This is a genomic window from Methanothermobacter sp. (genome assembly GCF_030055435.1).
Lineage (GTDB): Archaea > Methanobacteriota > Methanobacteria > Methanobacteriales > Methanothermobacteraceae > Methanothermobacter.
The window spans coordinates 73,736-92,844 of sequence record NZ_JASFYG010000001.1; the positions used below are offsets into that span (position 1 = coordinate 73,736).

At 50.8% G+C, this 19,109-nt stretch carries 11 protein-coding genes; 4 read left to right on the plus strand and 7 right to left on the minus strand.

Annotation, left to right across the window (positions count from 1 at the left end):
- Window positions 1-18 precede the first annotated feature (18 nt).
- From QFX30_RS00420 to QFX30_RS00435, 4 genes are all read right to left on the minus strand, one after another.
- The gene (locus QFX30_RS00420; RefSeq protein ID WP_300486678.1) at window positions 19-4,479 is read right to left on the minus strand and encodes a cobaltochelatase subunit CobN; all 4,461 of its coding nucleotides are present in this window, start codon (window positions 4,477-4,479) and stop codon (window positions 19-21) included.
- 292 nt (window positions 4,480-4,771) lie between these two features.
- Window positions 4,772-5,857 carry a DUF6569 family protein gene (locus QFX30_RS00425; protein ID WP_300486681.1) on the minus strand — a complete coding sequence of 362 codons (1,086 nt, stop codon included), beginning with the start codon at window positions 5,855-5,857 and terminating at the stop codon, window positions 4,772-4,774.
- Between the two features lie 267 nt (window positions 5,858-6,124).
- Window positions 6,125-6,964 carry a hypothetical protein gene (locus QFX30_RS00430; RefSeq protein WP_300486684.1) on the minus strand — a complete coding sequence of 280 codons (840 nt, stop codon included), beginning with the start codon at window positions 6,962-6,964 and terminating at the stop codon, window positions 6,125-6,127.
- Window positions 6,965-7,179: 215 nt separating this feature from the next.
- Window positions 7,180-11,880, minus strand: a complete 4,701-nt coding sequence (locus tag QFX30_RS00435; RefSeq protein WP_300486687.1) for a cobaltochelatase subunit CobN — start codon at window positions 11,878-11,880, stop codon at window positions 7,180-7,182.
- 160 nt (window positions 11,881-12,040) lie between these two features.
- Here QFX30_RS00435 and QFX30_RS00440 point away from each other — a divergent pair, with 160 nt between their 5' ends.
- On the plus strand, window positions 12,041-14,797 hold the full coding sequence (locus tag QFX30_RS00440; RefSeq protein ID WP_300486690.1) for an ATP-dependent DNA helicase: 2,757 nt from the start codon (window positions 12,041-12,043) through the stop codon (window positions 14,795-14,797).
- A gap of 3 nt (window positions 14,798-14,800) precedes the next feature.
- On the opposite strand, the gene QFX30_RS00445 is transcribed toward QFX30_RS00440, so the two are convergent.
- Window positions 14,801-15,118, minus strand: coding sequence for a hypothetical protein (locus tag QFX30_RS00445; RefSeq protein WP_300486693.1), 318 nt, complete (start codon window positions 15,116-15,118; stop codon window positions 14,801-14,803).
- 195 nt (window positions 15,119-15,313) lie between these two features.
- Window positions 15,314-15,865: a PsbP-related protein gene (locus QFX30_RS00450; RefSeq protein WP_300486696.1), complete on the minus strand. Its 552-nt coding sequence runs from the start codon at window positions 15,863-15,865 to the stop codon at window positions 15,314-15,316.
- 129 nt (window positions 15,866-15,994) lie between these two features.
- Here QFX30_RS00450 and QFX30_RS00455 point away from each other — a divergent pair, with 129 nt between their 5' ends.
- Together QFX30_RS00455 and QFX30_RS00460 are read left to right on the plus strand one after the other, a co-directional pair.
- Window positions 15,995-16,321, plus strand: a complete 327-nt coding sequence (locus QFX30_RS00455; protein WP_300486699.1) for a YbjQ family protein — start codon at window positions 15,995-15,997, stop codon at window positions 16,319-16,321.
- Window positions 16,322-16,327: 6 nt separating this feature from the next.
- On the plus strand, window positions 16,328-16,984 hold the full coding sequence (locus tag QFX30_RS00460; protein WP_300486702.1) for a heavy metal-binding domain-containing protein: 657 nt from the start codon (window positions 16,328-16,330) through the stop codon (window positions 16,982-16,984).
- A gap of 69 nt (window positions 16,985-17,053) precedes the next feature.
- Here the strand turns inward: QFX30_RS00460 and QFX30_RS00465 are convergent, their stop codons facing one another.
- Window positions 17,054-17,815: a potassium channel family protein gene (locus QFX30_RS00465; RefSeq protein ID WP_300486705.1), complete on the minus strand. Its 762-nt coding sequence runs from the start codon at window positions 17,813-17,815 to the stop codon at window positions 17,054-17,056.
- Between the two features lie 258 nt (window positions 17,816-18,073).
- Here QFX30_RS00465 and QFX30_RS00470 point away from each other — a divergent pair, with 258 nt between their 5' ends.
- Entirely contained in the window at window positions 18,074-19,099 is a 1,026-nt protein-coding gene (locus QFX30_RS00470) for a H(2)-dependent methylenetetrahydromethanopterin dehydrogenase-related protein (protein ID WP_300486708.1), read from the plus strand.
- Window positions 19,100-19,109 lie beyond the last annotated feature (10 nt).

Here is a 19,109-nt window from a genome sequence, read left to right on the forward strand (position 1 = left end):
TAAAAATATAAAATGGGGTTATCTGCCCCTCCAGTAACCGAATCCCACAAGGAACACAAGGGCCACAACACCTAGAAGTGCGTAAAGTGGCACCTGGGTTTCTGATGATCCGCTCTGGGTTGATGCTGAAACCTCATATGCTTTACCTGAGTCAGCACCCTTTTCTGTTTCACCAGGAGTAGCTTGACCCTGACTTTCAGCCGCTGAACCTGATGATCCTGTGTATGATTCACCTGATGAACCTGAGGGTCTCTGTCCTGTCATCCCGGCACTTTCACCATTACTGTCTGAACCTGAATGGCCTGGATTCCCTGAACCTCCTTCCTGTGGTACATCGACTGATGCGCCTGTTGCAGCTGCAAGGGCAGAGGCAAACCTTTTGAGGGATGCCTGGTTGACCGAGGAGACCTTAACAACCCAGTTATTGAAGACTATATTTGCACAGGTATGATGGCAGCACACCACACCATACTCTCCTGCAAGTTCAATGTAGCGGTTTGCAAGGTCCCTCAGGACAGCCTTATCTGCATTCCAGATGTTTCGCCTTGCAGCCTCAAGGACCCAGGCGATCATTGACTGGGTTGCAACAGCCTCATAGTCCCCTGATGCCCTGAACCTGTCACTGAGGAGGTTCAGTGCAAGCTGGTTCCACAGTTCATTGCTCACAGCACCTGTTGTGACGGCCATACCGAAGACATTCTTGTACCTTGAGGCGTATTCCAGCCAGCCGCTTGGTGAGCTGAGGAGTGAGTCCATGTAGCGCGGGTTGAGGAGCTGGGATCTCACCTCAAGTTCAATTTCCTCTGCAACGGTCCTGACTGTAACCGTTTTTCTGTTCCGTATATCCACCAGTGCGGTGTCAGGGTTGCCGCCGAGGTGGCGTGATGCAAGAACCATTCCACCGAACCAGTCATAGTAGTCGTCTGTGTCAATGAGCCTCCAGGTGCTGTCCAGGTTCTGTGTAACAAGGTTCACCTTACCCAGTAGGTACTGGAAGGTGCCCCTGTTCTGCTGTATATCCACTCCCCGGGGGGTTGACCTCCAGGCATAGGAGACCCTTGAGAGGTAGACATCTGCAAGTTCAGCGCTGGTATTCCACCTTGAGGTTGCCGGTGTCATATCTGATACCCCTGTACCCTCAAGCACGAGCCCCCTGAGTCCAAAGACACGGTCCAGTGAGCCGCATTCACTGTAGTGCCTCTTAACATAGTTTTCGGTGTCATTTGCCTCTGCAGCCATCTTAACAGCGGCGTTCATGAGGTCTATCCAGAGCTGGTTACCTGTGACGGCAGTTACAAATACGTCGATGCGCGGCCTTGGTATTTCAACGCCGTTCACTGTGATTCTGAGTTCTGATGCGTCCATGAGGACAGGTTCAGGTTTGACGTCACCGTTGGTGTTCCACTGGGGCTTAACCCCGAGGAGGTACATGAACTCTGCAATGGCAACCCCATCGGTCCTCAGAAGCTCTGTACCCCACATCACCATTCCGATGAGTTCAGGGAATTTTCCGTGCTTCATGTAGTACTCTGCAAGGAGGGTGTCTGTGATTTTCTTTGCGGTCTCCCAGGCGGCCCTTGTCGGCATCTTCTTGGGGTTGGTGGCGTAGAAGTTGGCGCCTGTTGGAAGCACATCACACCATGCAGGGTCACCTGCAAGGCCTGGCCTCACAAATCCACCTCCAAGGGCTGAAAGCAGGCTCTGCCATTCGGTGTTTCCACGTATCTTTCTGATCGTCTCATTGATGAATTCAAGGTCGGTGCCGTTTATACCTGCAGGGGCAGTGCCGTTTATGATGTTCCTGATCCATGTCCGTGCAAGGTTCTTGACCGAGGCTATCTCGTCACTGTATCTCAGGGGGTCCTTAAGCATTTCAGTGTAGACTGGCTTTGAGGGGTAGAGGGTTTTCCTGATGTTCTCCAGGAACTCTGACCTTGATGATGCTATGGTGAGAACCTCCTCAACCAGCTCCTCACCATCAAGCACCCTTCCCAGGCTGTGAAGTCCCAGGGGGATTATGTCTGATTCTATCTCATGGAGACTGAGGTGGAGCCTCTCCAGGGCATCTGTGAAGTTTCCTGACATGTTGAAGCCCATCTCTGAGGCTCTGGATCTGATCTGGGACTCAATGGCCGGGAGTATCTGGCTGTTACCAACCTTCAGGGCGTTCTCGTACTGGTGGATGAGGTCATGTATCTCAATGAGTTTACCGTAGAGTCCGCTCTCCACCATTGCAGGGGTCATGTGGTCGATTATGAGTGCCCCGCTCCGGTCCTTTGCAACCATGCCCTCCCCTGGATTTGAGACTATGTAGGGGTAGATGTTTGGTATCCCTGTGAGCTGGAATGGCCAGTCATCCTCCATGAGCCCTATCATCCTTCCAGGGAGGAACTCCAGTGTCCCGTGGGTTCCAAGGTGTATCATTGCATTTGCCCCGAAGACGTTCTCCATCCACCTGTAGAAGGCTATGTACTGGTGGTGTGGCGGCAGGTATGGGTTGTGGTAGTCTGTGACCTCATCCCATCCACGTGCCGGCTGGACCGTCACGAAGATGTTCCCCAGCATTATACCCGGTATCACTATGCTGCCGTTCACCGTCATTATGTTGCCTGGTGCGGCCCCCCATTTTGATAGGACCTCTGACCTGAGTTTTTCAGGGAGTTTGCTGAACCATTCCAGGTATTTCTGCACATCAAGGAGCTGCCCGCTGGCCTGCAGTTCTGCCCTGTGCTCACTCACGTACCTCTCAAGGAGTGGCTGTGCCCAGGTACCCTTGTTACCAAACTCTGAGACTATCCTGTAGAGCTCCTCCACGTCGGGTATCCTTTCAACCCTGTAGCCTGTCTCGTTGAGCTTCACCAGGAGGTCGTGGAGGCTCCTGAAGACGTCCAGGTATGATGCCGTGAACCCATCCTTCCCCGGTGGGTAGCTGTAGAGTATCACCGCGATTTTCTTATCTGAATTGCTGAGTTCCCTGAGCCTTGCCCATCCATCGGCCAGTTTGACGATCTTCTCCACACCCTCATGAACCACAACCTCATTCCATGATGCGTCGGTGTAGGACACAACGATGGGTGAGAAGACACCCTCGAACCCGGGTATCGTGACCTGCCATGTCCATTCGTACTGGGCACCCAGCGGGTTTGTGAGGCTTGAGTTGCTGTAGAGCTGCACCCCCTTGATCACGGGGATGTTGATCCTCTCAAACTCTGCTAGCGCCCCACCTGATGGCAGGTTGGCGTAGTTGAGTGACCAGGAGTAGAGGGATATCACCGCGTCTATCCTCCTTGTGAGGGGCCCCTTACCGTTAACACCAAGGGCGAGTTCCTCAAGGAGTGAACTCACAGCAGGGTTTGTGGCGCCCTGGTAGAGGTTGAATATGGCCCTTCCCTGTTTCTCTGCCTGGCGTATTATCGCGTCCACGGTCGGTGATGGATTGTAGCTTACAACGACGATGAATGGTCCTGTCATGTTTTTGTTTGCTGTGTACCAGTTCTCGAACTGTCTGTAGATATCTGCCCTCTGGTCTTCCGCCCATGCCGAGAAGTTCTGGTCTATCCATCTGAGGCTGTCATATGGTGGTATGAGACCAGGGTTGCCCTCTATCCAGGCCTTTATTCTGGATCTTTCTGCAACCACACTCATGACTCCAAGGTCAGGGTGGTAGAGTCCCCAGTCAGGGGCTGCCATGACCGGCCCCTGATTGTTCTCAACCGGGTTGAAGGTGGTCTCACCGAGGAGGTACTGGATGTACTTTATCATGTTCTCCAGGTTCTCCCTGGCTGCCCCTCCTGATGCGAGGGCGTAGTAGCTTGCAATGTAGGTATTCTCCACTGTGTCCGGTGTGTCATTTCCTGGTGTTCCGCCGAGGAGGTTCAGACCTGTTCCACCGTAGGGGTCAGTGTCTGTGTCTGTTGGGTAACCGAAGGCAGCTGCTATCATGTTTCTCTGGTTCGCGGGACTCCTCAGGAGGTATGGATACCAGGAGTCGCCCCAGCCTGTCCCGGGCATTGCCATGTCCAGGTAGGCGAAGTTCACGTGCTCCATGATCCAGTCACTGGCCGCTGAGGATGGGTCCCACATGTCATGGTAGATTATCCTCCTGTTACCCATTGACTTCAGTATGCGTCCCTTCTCAGGGACCGAGCTTATGATGGCTATATCCGGCATGAATGTGTGGTTCAGTGTTTGGCTTGAGGTCACGGTGTATGTCACTGGCCGGTAGGTGTGGTAGCTTATCCTCACCTCAACGGGGAATGTGTCACTGAATGTAACCCTGTAGGATCCGTCTGCCGCTGTTCGTGTTTCATTGATAACCGAACCATTGTATATCACGGTGATGCTTGCATTCTTCACCGGCAGTGCATCCTGGAGTGTGGTGTATCCTCCTGATGTTTCATTGTAGATCTCCTTTATATGTCCTGAAACCTCCGCTGCGCTGGCTGTCCCTGTCAGTGCAACTGCGAGTATTACCGCCATTACTGTGATGAATCTTTTAATATTTTCACCTCCCTTTAATTTTATTCAGGTTTACTTTAAGGGAGGCGATATTTAAAATTAACTTTAATTATTTTAAAACAAATTTTAAATATGTTTATTCATATGGTCCGATTAAATGCCTTTGCTGATAATAAAAGAAGTTGATGGGGTTTTCAGGTTATTTGGCGGGGATTCTTTAGTATTCACTGATAATAAAAGAAGTTGATGGGGTTTTCAGGTTATTTGGCGGGGATTCTTTAGTATTCAGTGATAATAAAAGAGGTGATTGGAGTTAAAGGTGGTGGCTGTTTCTCCTCATGGTCTCAGCCCTCTCCCTGTAACCTCTGATACCTCCGCTATCCTCCTGTAGGTTGAAGAACACCGAGTGTATGACCTCACCTGCATGTGTCAGGGCCGAGCCCACAAGACCCTCGGCAGTGTACCTGTGGTCTATCCCGTAGCCGGGGGATGGGTAACGGTGTTCCTCTGCGTTCATGATCCTCTCAATGAAGCCATCGGGGTCCACAGGGTCGTATTTTACATCATCATGGAGCATGGCCTCGATTGCATAGCTCTTTATGATCTTATCATGGAGTTTCCTGTAGGCTGAACTTCTTGATACAAGTTCAAATCCTGCAATTCTACCGTTGATTGCAACAAGCACTCCGTTCTGCTCTTTAAGCGGTTTGAATGGTTTTTTGAATTCCTCCAGTGTCTTTCTCTTCTTTCTGTAGGCATCTGCCATTGCACCTGTTTTTGAGGTTGAGCCGGCCCTCCTGTGGAGCCTGTTAACCTCATCCCATACGCTGCTCTGGCGTGAGCAGTACGCCGTCAGTAACTCTTCCTGGTTCCTGATATTGATCTCCCTGATATCCTCAAAGGTGTCACGTATGACATGCTCATCCTCAGGGGCATCATCTATTTCAGCGCTTCTACCAATGTTCTCAAGGTTCTCTGTCACGGTCCTTGTCTTGGTAACCCTTACGTTGAGTGCAGCCACCCTTTCAGGGTCCCTGAACTCCTTTGAGGTGTAGGACCATCTGCCCTGCTCCACGCAGCTTACAGGTATCATGGTTTCTGACTTCTCAGGCAACAGAACTGTGACGTTGGCCACACGGTTCTGCTTGGCACCCTCCAGTTCCTCCCCGTCAATTATGAGTACGGGTTCATCAGCCCGGTTAACTGCAAGTACCGTGGGTACTGAGCCATATTCGTCCACCTCACCTATACTTATGAGGTCCTTGCTCATGGCATCTCTCAGTGTAAGGTAGTTCTGGCTCCCCTCAGGCGCCCTCACCGGGATGACCTCCATCTGACCTGAAACCTGGGGTTTGAGGAACTCCAGGCTATCAAGACAGCTCTTGACTATCTCATTCAAAACATCACCTCTCAATGTTAACAGCCAGATAATTCACTCTGGATCTAGTTATGTATATGTAAATTATTGAATATAAATATTTTTACTGAATAATTGAAAATATTTTATTCAAATATGGGTGAAATATCTGTTTAATGAAAGAATTGCATTTAAAATGCGATATTCTGAAAGATTTGAAGTGTTTACAGGGGCACGCTGTGATCCTGGTTTCCTTCTCTGAGAGCCTGTAAGCATTTAATAAAAAATTAGAGGTATTATGGGGATATATCAGCTGTTGTCCATGAGGGCGGCCCTCAGGTCCTCAACAGGTACATCGTAGGTCTCACAGACCCTCTGGAGCCATGCCAGTGTCGACTCAGGTGTTAGGGACATGGAAACCCTGAAGAGCTCTGCAAGCACCTGAAACTGTGGTGAGGCGGTATCAAGGATTTTCACAAGTGATCTTGAAAGTTTGAGGCATTTCCTTGCGTTTGATATGAATGAGCTCAGGGTCTCCTGGTATTCAAGGGCATCCACGTCCCTCTCATCATCCATTATCACTGTGGGGGTGAAGATGTCGTACTCCCAGTTGAAGAGTCCCAGGATGAATCCCCTCTTATCCTCTGCCCCCTCAAGGTACCCTGATATGATGGACAGAATACCGTGGGATACCGCCGATGGACTTGACCTCAGGTTGCCTGTAACCCCCAGGCTTGACTCCAGCAGTTTCTTCAGGGAGGTCTTCATCCAGCCGCTCTGGGGGTCGTCAAGGTCGTTCAGCGTGGCCTCCACAACCTTCCTAATCTCAAAGGGTTTATCTGTGAGGTCAAAGAAGTGGGGGTAGCGGGATTTCATTTCCATCTTCAGCTCCTCTGTATCGTGTTCCCCAGGGTCTTCACGGGTCTCCTGGAAGGCCTCAAAGAGGATAATGTCCCTTAAACGTATGTGGGACGTCCACTCGGTGAAGTATTTTATCCGGATATCCTCGGCGGTTTTACGCCCCAGTGGGGTGTTCAGGAGGGAAGGATGGTATTTCAGGAACTCCTCCCAGCCCTCAAGGCCGGTGTATCCTGATTTCAGGATTCTCTCTGCAGCCTCATTATATTTTATGCCTTCAAATATGTCCAACATACCACCTCTAGAAGAGAGAGGGAGGTCACTGAGCCTCCCTATACACAAATATCCTGAATAAAACAATCATATATGTAGCAGTGTATATGTATTTTATTGAATATAAAGGTTGTGGTGAAGTTGATGAAAATAGTTCATTTATTAATCCTATGATTAAAATGTATAACAGAATTCTCCCGGGATTCTAAAAAAATAAAATGGGGATGTCGCAGCTACCTCCCGGTACCCTTAAGGTAACCGGCTCCAAGGAGTGCGACAATTGAAACTATACCCAGTATGGCGTAGAGTGGAGTTTCAGTGGATCCGGAGTTGCTGTTACTTGATGCTGCGACCTCGTATGCCTTACCAGATTCTTTACCGGTCTCTGAAGGCGTATTCTGAGATTTTGCTGAAGCCTCCTCTGAAACCGCAGATACGCTCCTACCAGGGCTGATATGTCCCTCTGATCCCCCAGGTGTGGATGGGTTCTGTGATCCCCCGGGCCTGCCCTGTGTAACATCAGGCGTGGGATCTCCTTCCACCTGAATGGCAGCCCCTGTGGCGTACCTGAATTTCTCAAGGAAGGTCCTGAGTTCAGCGGAATTCAGTGAGGAGAGCTTCAGTATCCAGCTGTTGAGCTGGATGTTACCGCAGGTGTGGTGGCAGCATGCAACACCGTACTCACTGGTTGTCCTCACGTAGATATCTGCCAGCATCCTCAGGGTCTCCCTGTCGGCATTCCAGTAGCCCCTCCGGGCGGCGTTTAGGAGTGTGCCTGTTATACTGATGAGTGCATATGCATTCTTCCCTGTTGAAAGCCATTCCCTGACTCCGAGACAATATCTGTCCCTTATATAGATATTCACTGCTTCGTTCCACATGGAATCAGTCACAGCGTCTGGTACTGTCACCTTCCAGCCCCAGAGGTTCTCAAAGAAGTTGCCTGATATGTAACTGGCGCCGGCATAGCCCTCCCGCATCATGGCACTGATCCATTCCCTGTTGAAGAACTTGCTGTGCAGGTCCCTGAGGATGAACTCTGAGAGCGTGTCGATGCCTGGTTTTGCCGGGTTCACCTGGTTCAGTATGAAGAGTTCAGGTCTCCTTCCTTTCACCCTCTCAACAGCAAGGCTGAAACCGCCAAGGAACTCGTAGTTATGGTCCAGGTCCAGGACTCCGTGTTTTGTATCTGAACGTGAATGGTAAACCCCGTCGATGTCCCTCAGCCTCCTTGTGAAGATCTCTGTGTTGATGGATCCCCAGTCGTCCTCCCGGTAGGAGTACTTCATGTCTGAGATGAAGGCGTCGCCGAGTTCCAGTCTGTCACTCCAGGTATCTGAGAGCTGTGCACCTGTTCTAACACCTGATGACCCCCACTCGCCAGGTGGAGGACCGAATATCCTGCTCACAGCCATCCTACCCGCCTCTGAAGCTCCAAAGTTCTTCGAAAGAAGAGCCTCTGTGTCGCTGAGCCAGTGCAGTGCAATGAAGTTCATCTCAAGGGGATCGTCCCCTGGCACAAAGAGACCTGCAACCCTCACTGTTTCAAGAGCAGCATCCAGGGCCTCCCTGAGCCGGGATCTCAGTGGTTCAGGTTTCCTTGAAATCTCCCCTGCAAGTGTTGTGTATGACGCTGCAAGCGCCACCCTCACGGACCTGTCAATGAGAACCGCGCACTGGGGGAAGGTCTCCCTGAGTATGCCTGATATGGTGATGAGTACATCGATTCTGGGCCTGCCAAGCTCTGATAGTGGAACTGCCCTCACACCCACGACGTTCCCGCTCCTCTGGGCCTGCTGTGCATAGACCGGTTCAACACCAAGGAGCCTCATTATGAAGGCAATGGTGGCACCGTTATCCCTCTGGGTCTCGGTTGCCCAGAGCACCACACCCAGCTCCTCAGGGGTGCCGTTGTAGGCTGCAAGCGCATCCCTCACAAGGTCCAATGCCTTAAGGTAGGCGTCCCAGTAGGGCAGCTTCTGGGGGTCAAGGCCATACAGGTTACCACCCGTCGGAAGGGCCTCAGGGGTCCTTATGGGGTCGTTACCCAGGGATGGAGGGATGTAGAGTCCATTGAGTGCCCTGAGAAGCATTGAACGCTCCCTGCCAGGGCTTTCAAGGATACTGGCGGCGAATGATGCCACCTTCAACGCGGCGGCCTCCTCGACTGCCGATAGAACCCTGCCACACCTTTCCCTGAGGGCCTCTGTGACATTACCACCACTCCGCACGGTTTCAATGATAAGATCCGCCGCGCCTGTTATGTTCCTGAGGGCTTCCTCCGGTGTTATGAACCTGTTGCCTCCAGCAGGCACCGCTGTGATCCTTGATGCCATTGAGAGTACAAGTGCCCTTACCATCTCAGGTGTCCAGTCACGTCCAAATACATGGAGCCCCAGTGGTGTGATGGAGGACTGCAGATGGATGATGTAGTCGTGTATACCCTCTGCAAGTTTCTCGGGTGACTCACTGAAGTTCACCACGGATTCCAGATGCAGACGGGATGCAAGTTCCACCATCTGCGGGATAAGTGCGCTGTTCCTCTCCTGCATGTACCTCTCTGTCAGTGTCTTGAGTGCCATCATGTCATCATCAAGGACTGTCGCTGCAAGGGGCTGTACCAGGTGGCTTATGATAACCGCAAGGCCGCGCCTCTTGGCATGGAGGGCCTCACCCACACCATCCATGGTGTAGAGGTATATTGATGGTATGCTCCCTGTGCAGATGTCAGGGAAATCGGCCCCAGAGAGCCCGGCATCCTTCCCTGGCAGCCACTCATAGGTTCCATGCCTTCCCAGGTAGACCGCTGCATCAACACGCCCCTGAAGGTAGGAGTAGAATGCAAGGTACTGATAGTGTGGAGGTATAACAGTGCTGTGATAGAGGAAATCAGCGTTTTCATAGCCCCTCTGTGGCTGAGCAGCCAGGTAGATGTTCCCGAGTTTTATAACAGGGAGCACGAAGTACTTGGTGCCGTTCCGTGTAACAGTCATCACATTGCCTGGAGGGGCGCCCCATCCACACAGCCCAGGGACCCTGAGATTCAGGAATGATGTCTTCGCCCTCTGGAAGTCAGCCCAGCGGTTTTCACGGTTCAGTATACCCTGAAGTGCCCTGTGGGCCTCATCAAGGTATCTGAGAGCATCCTGCTTCTGTGTTATGTTCATGGACTCCAGGGTGGACCTGAGTTCCCTGTACCATTCACTGAGGACCCTTGCTGAGGTCAGCCTCAAATCAGGGGTTACCTGGGCTGGATCGAGATTGTAGACCTTCCTGCAGATGGCCTCAATGTAGCCCATGGGTCCCTGCTCCATCTGAAGTCTTGCAACCTCTGGAAGATTCTGGTACCAGTCCATGAATTCATTCACAGGGTAGAGCACTGCATGGTCTGCAAGTTTTTCAAGTTCGCCTAGGGCCCAGGTACCCACGTTTATCCCCCCGCTTAGCATGAGGTCAAGGAGTGCGTCGGTACCTGCAGGCACATCAACCCTGTATCCACTGGCATTCAGGATCCGGAGGATCTCCATTATTGATTCAGGGCCGTTTAGTGAATCCGCACCTGCGATTCCCTGTTTTCCGGGTGGGTAGTTGTAGTAGATGAGTGCAACCCTCTTATCACTGTTTGCAAGTACCCTGAGACGGCTCCATGCCGCTATTCTCGAGGCGAGCTGCTCCACCCTTTCTCTTATGGGCTCTGTGAGGTCAACGGCAATTCCCGTGAGGGTGTCGGTTACACGGCATGTTGCACCCATCACCACTGGCATTATTTGTCCCTGGGTCTCCTTGAGGGCGATCACATTTGTGTTTATACCCAGACCCGATGTTTCTATTTCCCAGGTGTTCACATCTGAGCCATATATGAACGCCGGTACTAGGAGTATCCCGTGGGTGTTTATGAGGCTGTTAACCATTGCCTTGCTGGTCTCACCACCAACCAGCCATGTCAGGCTGATGATGGCATCGACCCTTGACATGTTGGTTGCCTGGTCAATGAAGTAGCTCCTTATACCTGCAAATTCATACATACCGTTTCCCATGTTTGACTGGGAGATAAGCGGAAGCACATTGAGTCCCTGGACCTCAAGGGCCTCTATCATTGCATCTATATGTCGGAGGTCACCCCTTTCAAAGGTGAGCGCGCTCCAGGCGGTTATTCCCACTGTTCTCCTTCCGGGTCTCAGGTAGAGGGACGCGTATTCTGTGAAGTTACTGTAGAGTCTTCCGTTACGGTATAGGCCAAACTGTGGCACCGTGGTTGGTGCCGTGCAGTTGAATCTGCCAGGGAAACTCTTTGCAAGTATGTATTCAAGCATCCGTGCCCTGTTTTCAGGTGAAGCGGTATCTGGAACATAATACTTTTTGACTTCAAGGTAATCTGCCATTTCAGGGTACTTGGCCTTGAGCATGTCAACCATCTGCATGGATGTCTTCCCCATCGGGGGGTATGATATGCTTGAGAATATCTGCTGTATCTCCATGTCAGTCAGTGCTGTTCCATTGGCATTCACAAACCTCACACCGGCGAAGTTTGAGAGCCTAACCACTGGAATTGAGAAGTAGGGGCTTGGATAGGACGCTATCACCTTACCATCGAGTTTTCCCTGGGATTTCAGGTTTACAAGGGTATCTGTGACTATCCCTGGCTGTATGTTACTGAGGTAAATTACGTGGGCCCATTCCACGAGTTCAGGGATCTCACTCACATTCTCGGAAACCTGTGTTGTGCTCCTGGCTTTGAATTTCACCTCAGGGTATCTGCTGCTTATCTCGTGCATGGGCTGGACTAGCTGCCCTGCCTCTGTGGGCCATGTTATCACGAGAAAGTGTATATCGCTCTGGTTTCCACCGTCTGTACTGTTGGCTGCCGATACAGGCGCTGTCAGTGCTAAGATCACTAGGAATAGCATCAGTGTAATGTATTCTCTTCCAGTCATTTTTCACCTCCTTTTAATTTTTATCAGATTTACTTGAAAAATTAAATATTTAAAATTTTCTTTAATTAAATTAAACTAAATTTGTAATACGATCTTATTCAACAGAAAAACTATAAAAGTAAAGGGAGAGCATAGAAATAACATTCAGGTGGTGCAGTGAATGGGAGGGGAGATTCAGCTCACAGATGAACAGCGCAGGGCTGTGGAACACTTCACCGGCCCCATGCTGGTTGTTGCAGGGCCAGGGGCCGGGAAGACAAGGATCATAGTTGAGAGGGTGGCCAACCTCATGGAGAAAAGGGGGGTTGACCCAGGAAGCCTCGTGGTGATAACCTTCACAAAGAAGGCTGCCGATGAGCTTAAGGAGAGGATACTCGGGCGTGTGGGTTCAAGGGCAGAGGAGATGCAGATATCAACCATACACTCATTCTGCAACCGCATACTACGCATGTACCCTGACCACCACCCCCTGGGTTCCCACTTCCATGTCCTGGATGAGGAAAAACAGCTAATGTTCATCTACGACCACAGGGAAGAACTTGGATTGAGGCACACCCCCCGGGAACGATTTCTTAAAATCCAGACCTTTTTCAGTGAATGCCAGGAAAATATGATCGAAGCGGAGACACTCCTGGAATACCACCGCTCCAATGGTTCAAAAAAGACAGATGTCGTCGCTGCAGAGGCATATGGTAAGTACCTCAAACTCATGGAGGAAAAGAGGGTCCTGGACTTCTCAGGGATGCAGTGGCAGGTCGTAAAACTCCTTGAAAATGAGGAGGGGGTCCTCCAGGACCTCAGATCAAGGTACAGGTTCCTCATGGTTGACGAGTACCAGGACACCAACCCCATACAGGAGAGGTTCCTGGAGCTCCTTGCAGGTGAGGAGAAAAACATATTCGCAGTTGGCGATGAGGACCAGAGCATCTACGGCTTCAGGGGGTCCACACCAGAGAACTTCCTGGGCTTCGAGGACAAGTACGATGCAGAGGTTGTGATGCTGGAGAGGAACTTCCGCTCAGTCCCCAGCATAGTGGACGTCACCCAGAGGTTCATGGAGGGGTACAGGGACTACCCCAAGACCATAAGGCCAGTGAGGAACTCAAAAAACAGGGTCTTCATCCTCGACAACCCCACCCACCAGGATGAACCAGGAAACATAGTCAGCATAATAAGGGCCCTCGTGGACCACGATGTGGTTCCCCACCAGGGATACGTGACGCTCCTCTTCAGGAGTGTTAAACACGATGCAGTCGAGATAATGAATGAACTAAGAAGGGAAGGCATACCCTTCAACGTCTATGGGGAGGGCGGATTCTTTGACAGGGAGGAGATACTCTACATCATACAGCTCCTCCACCACACAAGGAGTATAAGGCGTAGGATAATCAGACTGAGCAATGAAAACACCGAACACTTTGAGAGTGAATTCATGGACCTCACCGCTGAAACCGTTGATGTAATCAGAAATATGGGTGATGAGGGCTTCAGGTCACTCAGAACCCACGAAGAATTCAGGGAGGCTGGTTTTACTGATCAGGATGATATTGAAAAACTCGTCGCCCTCAACAGCCTCATAGACAGTGAACTCGGCGTCCTTGAGAGGTACTATGAGATCCTTGAGATCAGCAGATACCCCCACAGGCTCCTTGAAAGGGGTGATGATGAGTCAAGGGAGAAGCTCTACAACCTTGCAAGGTTCAGTTCAATAATCAAGGACTATGAGATGGTATCATCGAAGCCCACTGTCGAAGGCCTCATGGAGTTTGTGAGGATGGCAATGACCGGAAGCGTTAAGAAGTACGACCAGATCCTCCTTGACAACCCCTACTCGGTCAATGTCATGACCATGCACAGGGCAAAGGGCCTTGAGTTTCCCGTTGTCATAATCTGTTCCGTGTTCAATGGCAAGCTGCCAAGGAAGAATAGAGATGAAAAGGAGGACCTCAGCATCCCTGATGAACTCAGAAAAAGTACTGGAAGAGGGGATATCCTTGAGGAGAGAAGGCTATTCTATGTGGGGATGACAAGGGCCCAGGACATGCTGATAATCTCTGCGACAGAGAACCACAGGGGAAGACTGGGGTATTCGCCCTTCATAGAGGACCTCCTATCAGCTGCAAGGATAACAAGTGATAAACTGGGGAGGATAGACCCTGAAGACGCCAGGATAGAGGTCATAAAGAACAGCTGCCAGGTGGAAGATATCGAATCCGTGGATACCTTCAGGATGAGCTTCACGGAACTCAAAACCTACCTCATATGCCCCTTCAGGTACATGATGCTCTATGAGTACGGCTTCGATGTCCCCTCAACCAGGAACCAGTTATATGGTATGGCGGTCCATGAGTGTCTCAGGAGGATAAACAGGCGCCTCATGAGGGGTGAGGCCATAACCGATGGCTATATACATGAACTGGCATCAGAGACCCTGAGGGATCTGAATTTAAGTAGGAAGGCGTTTGATGCCTTTAAATCAAAACTGAAACGCTACATTGAGGATATAAGGTCCCGTGCAGCCAGGATAATCTCTGCAGAGAAACCCTTCAGTATAATGAGGGATGGTTTCATGCTGACAGGTCAGACAGACCTCATCATAGAAAACTCCAATGGCGGACTGGAACTCGTTGACTTCAAGGCAATGACAGGGGAGGGTATAGAGGCGACTGATATTTCTCTTCAGCTTGGACTCTACAGGCACGCCCTTGAAGAGGACTTTGATGGCTTCCTTGCCTACACCTTTGAGGATTCAGAGTGGCATGAGATAGAGCCCCTTGATGATGTTGAAGCAGTTCTCATTGAGGTTGCATGTAGGGTGAGGAGGGAGGAGTTCCCTGCAAGGAAGAACGATTTCTGCAGGTGGTGCACCTTCCACTCCATATGTGAACATGTATCAGGGCTCTACGGGACCCTTTAAGTTTCACTTCTTCACCCTGAATGAGTATGTTACAAGGTCGAAGTTTTCCTTCTCCATCTCAAAGTCACCCCTATCTGCCCTGCGTATCACCGCATACCGCCCAATGGGGGTAACAATTATGGTGGCCCTCACCATGCTACCATTTTCAGGGTAAATGAACTCAACCCCCTGGTAGCCGTTCACTGTGACCTTCCTTTCGCCTGTGAGATTATCCGGTACAGGGAACCTGTAGTCAGCCTTCAGCTTTTCAACCGTGACCATGGTCCTGAGTTCCCCGCCGGGCTCTGAAACGGTGATGGCATACTCATAGCCCTGCTCCACCTCATATGGGGGTGGATGAAGGAGACCTGCCTCCAGGATGCGGAATAGTGGAGTATGATCTCATGGTTCTCAAAGACCCTGTAGCCTGCTGTGCAGCATGATACAGATACGATAACCAGAAAAAGAATGGGAATGGGCCTCATCACTTAACTCTGGATATTGATGCAGTGATAGGAAATGATGTGAGGGTTCTCATCACTTCACCTGGAAGGAGTAGGTGATAAGGTCAAAGTTCCTCTTTTCAGAATCGAACCTCTCAGGCGTTTTTCCGCATAGTATGACGTAGATCCTCCCGTTCTTCTCAAGCCAGGTTGCACGTTCCTGTTTCGTCACCCCATCCACGTTGATGGTGTGTATGTTCTCATATGCGGTTACACCGTCAACGGTGAGGGTCCTCTCGGAGATCAGCCTGTAACCCGGCTCACCTGAAAAGGCCCGGTAGGTTTCATCATAGACGTCCTTCAGGGTCCTCTCTGCTGGCAGCGGTATGCTCTGTATGATGACCACGGTCTCAAGGTTACCTGCATCATCCACCCCTGATGGGTCAGCGACCGCTGCGATGCTGTTTGGACTTGCAACCGTCAGGTTCTCTGAGGTCCAGCTGGCAAGGTACCTGAATGATATCTCACTATCAGAGTACGTCTTGTATGGAACGTCCGGGACCGTATTGTTGCCCTCGGTTGTGACGGTACAGCCTGAGACAGCAACGGCCACAGCGATTAGGAGCAGAAAAAAGTATTCCCTCATATCAACCCCCTTTATCCACATAGTTAACTATCTATCCCATTATGGATATAGTTAGAGTGGGTGTTATTGATGGGGAGCTATTCGCATATGAGAGTACGAAGAGGGTATGGTTAGAGTGTGGTGTTAGTTATGCTCATGTTAACGTCGAATACCGTTGAGGGTAAGGTGATAGGCAGGTACCATGGTATCGTGACCGGGGATGCGCTCATAGGGGCCAACATATACAAGGACCTCTTTTCGGGTGTGAGGGACGTTGTTGGTGGCAGGACATCGGCCTATGAGAGGGAACTTGCAAGGGCAAGGGAACTGGCCCTGTCCTCCATGAGGGAGGCCGCCGGCAAGCTGGGAGCTGACGCAATTATAGGGGTGAGGATTGACTACCATAACCTTGGGGGTACAATGGGGAACACGATCCTCGTATCCGCCACCGGGACAGCGGTGTCCCTTGAGGAGTGAACCGGGATGTTGTCCCTGGGAAGGTACAGGTGGGCCGTTATTGCGGTTGCAGCGGGCCTTGCAGCGGGCCTCCTATCAGCCATCCTCTCTGTAAGGTTCCAGCTTGTCATATTCGGCTTCAACATCATGTACATAGTATCCCCCCTCCTCGCGGGATTCGTTGAGTCATACATTGCAGGGCGGAAGTACGGGGCAAGTACCGGTGCTGTAAGTGCAATCCTTGTCTTTTTTGCCGTGAACATCTACGGCTGGTTCTTTCCGGCTGAACCCATTGAGTGGAATGTGTTCACGGTTGGTGGTCTGATGCTGGTCTTCCAGGCGGCATTCCCCACAGCAGTTAACTTCCTCCTCGCAGCGATCATAACATACCTTCTTGGACTCGCAGGTAAGGGTGTGGGTGACCTCCTGGTACCCAAGAACGGGACCATACCCCTTGGCTATGATGCTGGAGGTGAAATGCTTGGTATAGTCGCAGGGGAGGCTGTCGGGAAACCTGATGAAATCACAGAACTTCGAAGGCTGGCTGTTGAGCGCATGCTGCAGAATGCTGAGGCCATGGGGGCTGTGGGGGTGGTTGACATCGATCTTGAGGTCACGGTGCTCAGGGGTCTCGGCGGGGAGGTTCTCGCTGTGACAGCCACGGGGACAGCCGTGAAGGCTTAATTTATATGTTTTTTTGGTTAGTCTTCATCTGCGTTTTGGTAGGTTTGTCTTTGTTTTTAGGGTTAGTCTTCATCTGTGTTTTTCCAGCATGTCCTCTATTCTCTCAATCTTCATTTCCAGTTCATCCAGCTTATCACGTAGAATCCTGAACTCATCCCTCCGTGTGGAGTCTATCCTCTCCTGCTCCCTCCGGAGGGTCTCAAGGAGTGTGGATGTCGCAGAAGCGGTTATGAGGCTTGTGGATGCAATGGCACTGATCATTATGACCACACCGGTCAGCCTTCCAGGGGCTGTTACAGGTATTATATCACCGTAGCCCACAGTTGTGATGGTCTGGAGGACGTACCATAATGAGTCCTCATATGTCCTTACAAGGGGATTCACGGGACTCTCAACCAGGTAGAATACGATTGTGAATACGAACAGTACAGATACAAATAGTCCCAGGCCATAGCCCAGGCGGCTGGTCCTTATGAACTCCCCAACAGACCCTGCAAGGTCCCTGAATGCGATGAAGAGCCCCACAACCTTTATGAGGTTCAGAACTGCAAGTATGACAGAATCAGGGTTCACCCCCAGGATGTTCACGCCAATGAAGTAGAAGGGCACCATCACAACGGGAATGTTCCACCTGTCGCGGACCCCCGGCTGGAGGATGTAGGCTGTTACAACCGTGATACTGGTTAGGAGGTCCAGGAGGACTATCCTTGAGAATGTCCCGGGCTGAAATGGAAGGAATGTGCTGATAATGAGTGACAGCCCGTCAAGTCCAAGGAGAACAAGGATGATAATCTCAGACAGTACCCTGAAACCTTTCTGAAGATCTTTCACTTTGGAACCCCCTTGAGGAAAGCATGAACTGGATACTACTTCTATATCGTGGATTATTTATAACCTTTCAGGCATGAAAAATGAAATCTTTCAGATTAAAACTCCATTTAATGTTTCGAATAACTAATAACAGAATATCAATGTCCCGAATAAGTAATAACATGATATTATCTACCCATTCATGGAAAAACTTTAATAGGGTGATTTTCTATAATCTATTTTTTCTTCTGGAGACTTTCACATGAAAGAGTGATAACAATGAAGGTGACAGTTTACGGTGCTGGTAATCAGAAATTATATACTGAGGAACTGAACCTCCCTGAAAAGTACGGCGGGGAGGCTCCATACGGCGGAAGCAGAATGGCCATGGAATTCGCACAGGCCGGACACGAGGTTACACTTGCGGAACCTGTAAGGGATGTACTGGAAGATGAACACTGGAACCTTGTTGAGGAAGCAGGTGTAACTGTCACAGATAACGATAAGGAGGCCGCAGCTGAAGCCGATGTTGCAGTGCTCTTCACACCCTTCGGAAAGGGAACCATAAATATAGCCAGGGAGATACTCCCTGAGCTACCAGAGGGGGCAGTTATAGCCAACACCTGTACGGTATCACCGGTGGTGCTGTACTACGTCCTCGAAAAAGAATTAAAAATGGACAGAACAGATATAGGTGTGTCCTCAATGCACCCTGCGGCTGTGCCAGGGACACCGCAGCACGAACACTACGTTATAGGCGGGAGGCCCACAGCGGAACTTGACATTGCAACAGATGAACAGATATCAAGGTGCGCTGAACTCGCAGAGAGCACAGGTAAAACAGCCTACGTGGTCCCGGCGGATGTGACCTCAGCAGTTGCAGATATGGGCTCCCTGGTCACTGCGGTGGCACTTGCAGGTGTCCTGGACTACTACTATGTGGGTACCCAGATAATAAAGGCCCCTGAGGAGATGGTTGAGAAGCAGATACTCATGACACTCCAGACCATGGCATCCCTGGTTGAGACATCAGGTGTTGATGGAATGGCCAGGGCCATGAACCCTGAACTCCTGGTGAAAAGCGCAAGGTCAATGCACCTCCTTGATGAACAGGAGGAACTGGACGCAGCCCTCAGGAAGATCTCCCAGCTCAACGATGATGTCATGAAATGGATCGAGGGCGCAGAGGTTAAACACACAGACCTTGTGGCTGCCCAGGCCCTCACAGGTGAACTCAAAACCGTCATGGGGGACCGTGCAGCTGAGGGTACAATAAGAAGGTGCATGAGGAAGATGTTTGAATAGGGGGTTTAAA

Excerpts from the sequence above, each read along its gene's own strand:
- QFX30_RS00420 (WP_300486678.1), bottom strand. The coding sequence starts at position 4,479 with ATGGCGGTAATACTCGCAGTTGCACTGACAGGGACAGCCAGCGCAGCG.
- QFX30_RS00435 (WP_300486687.1), bottom strand. The coding sequence starts at position 11,880 with ATGACTGGAAGAGAATACATTACACTGATGCTATTCCTAGTGATCTTA.
- QFX30_RS00440 (WP_300486690.1), top strand. The coding sequence starts at position 12,041 with ATGGGAGGGGAGATTCAGCTCACAGATGAACAGCGCAGGGCTGTGGAA.
- QFX30_RS00450 (WP_300486696.1), bottom strand. The coding sequence starts at position 15,865 with ATGAGGGAATACTTTTTTCTGCTCCTAATCGCTGTGGCCGTTGCTGTC.
- QFX30_RS00455 (WP_300486699.1), top strand. The coding sequence starts at position 15,995 with ATGCTCATGTTAACGTCGAATACCGTTGAGGGTAAGGTGATAGGCAGG.
- QFX30_RS00460 (WP_300486702.1), top strand. The coding sequence starts at position 16,328 with ATGTTGTCCCTGGGAAGGTACAGGTGGGCCGTTATTGCGGTTGCAGCG.
- QFX30_RS00470 (WP_300486708.1), top strand. The coding sequence starts at position 18,074 with ATGAAGGTGACAGTTTACGGTGCTGGTAATCAGAAATTATATACTGAG.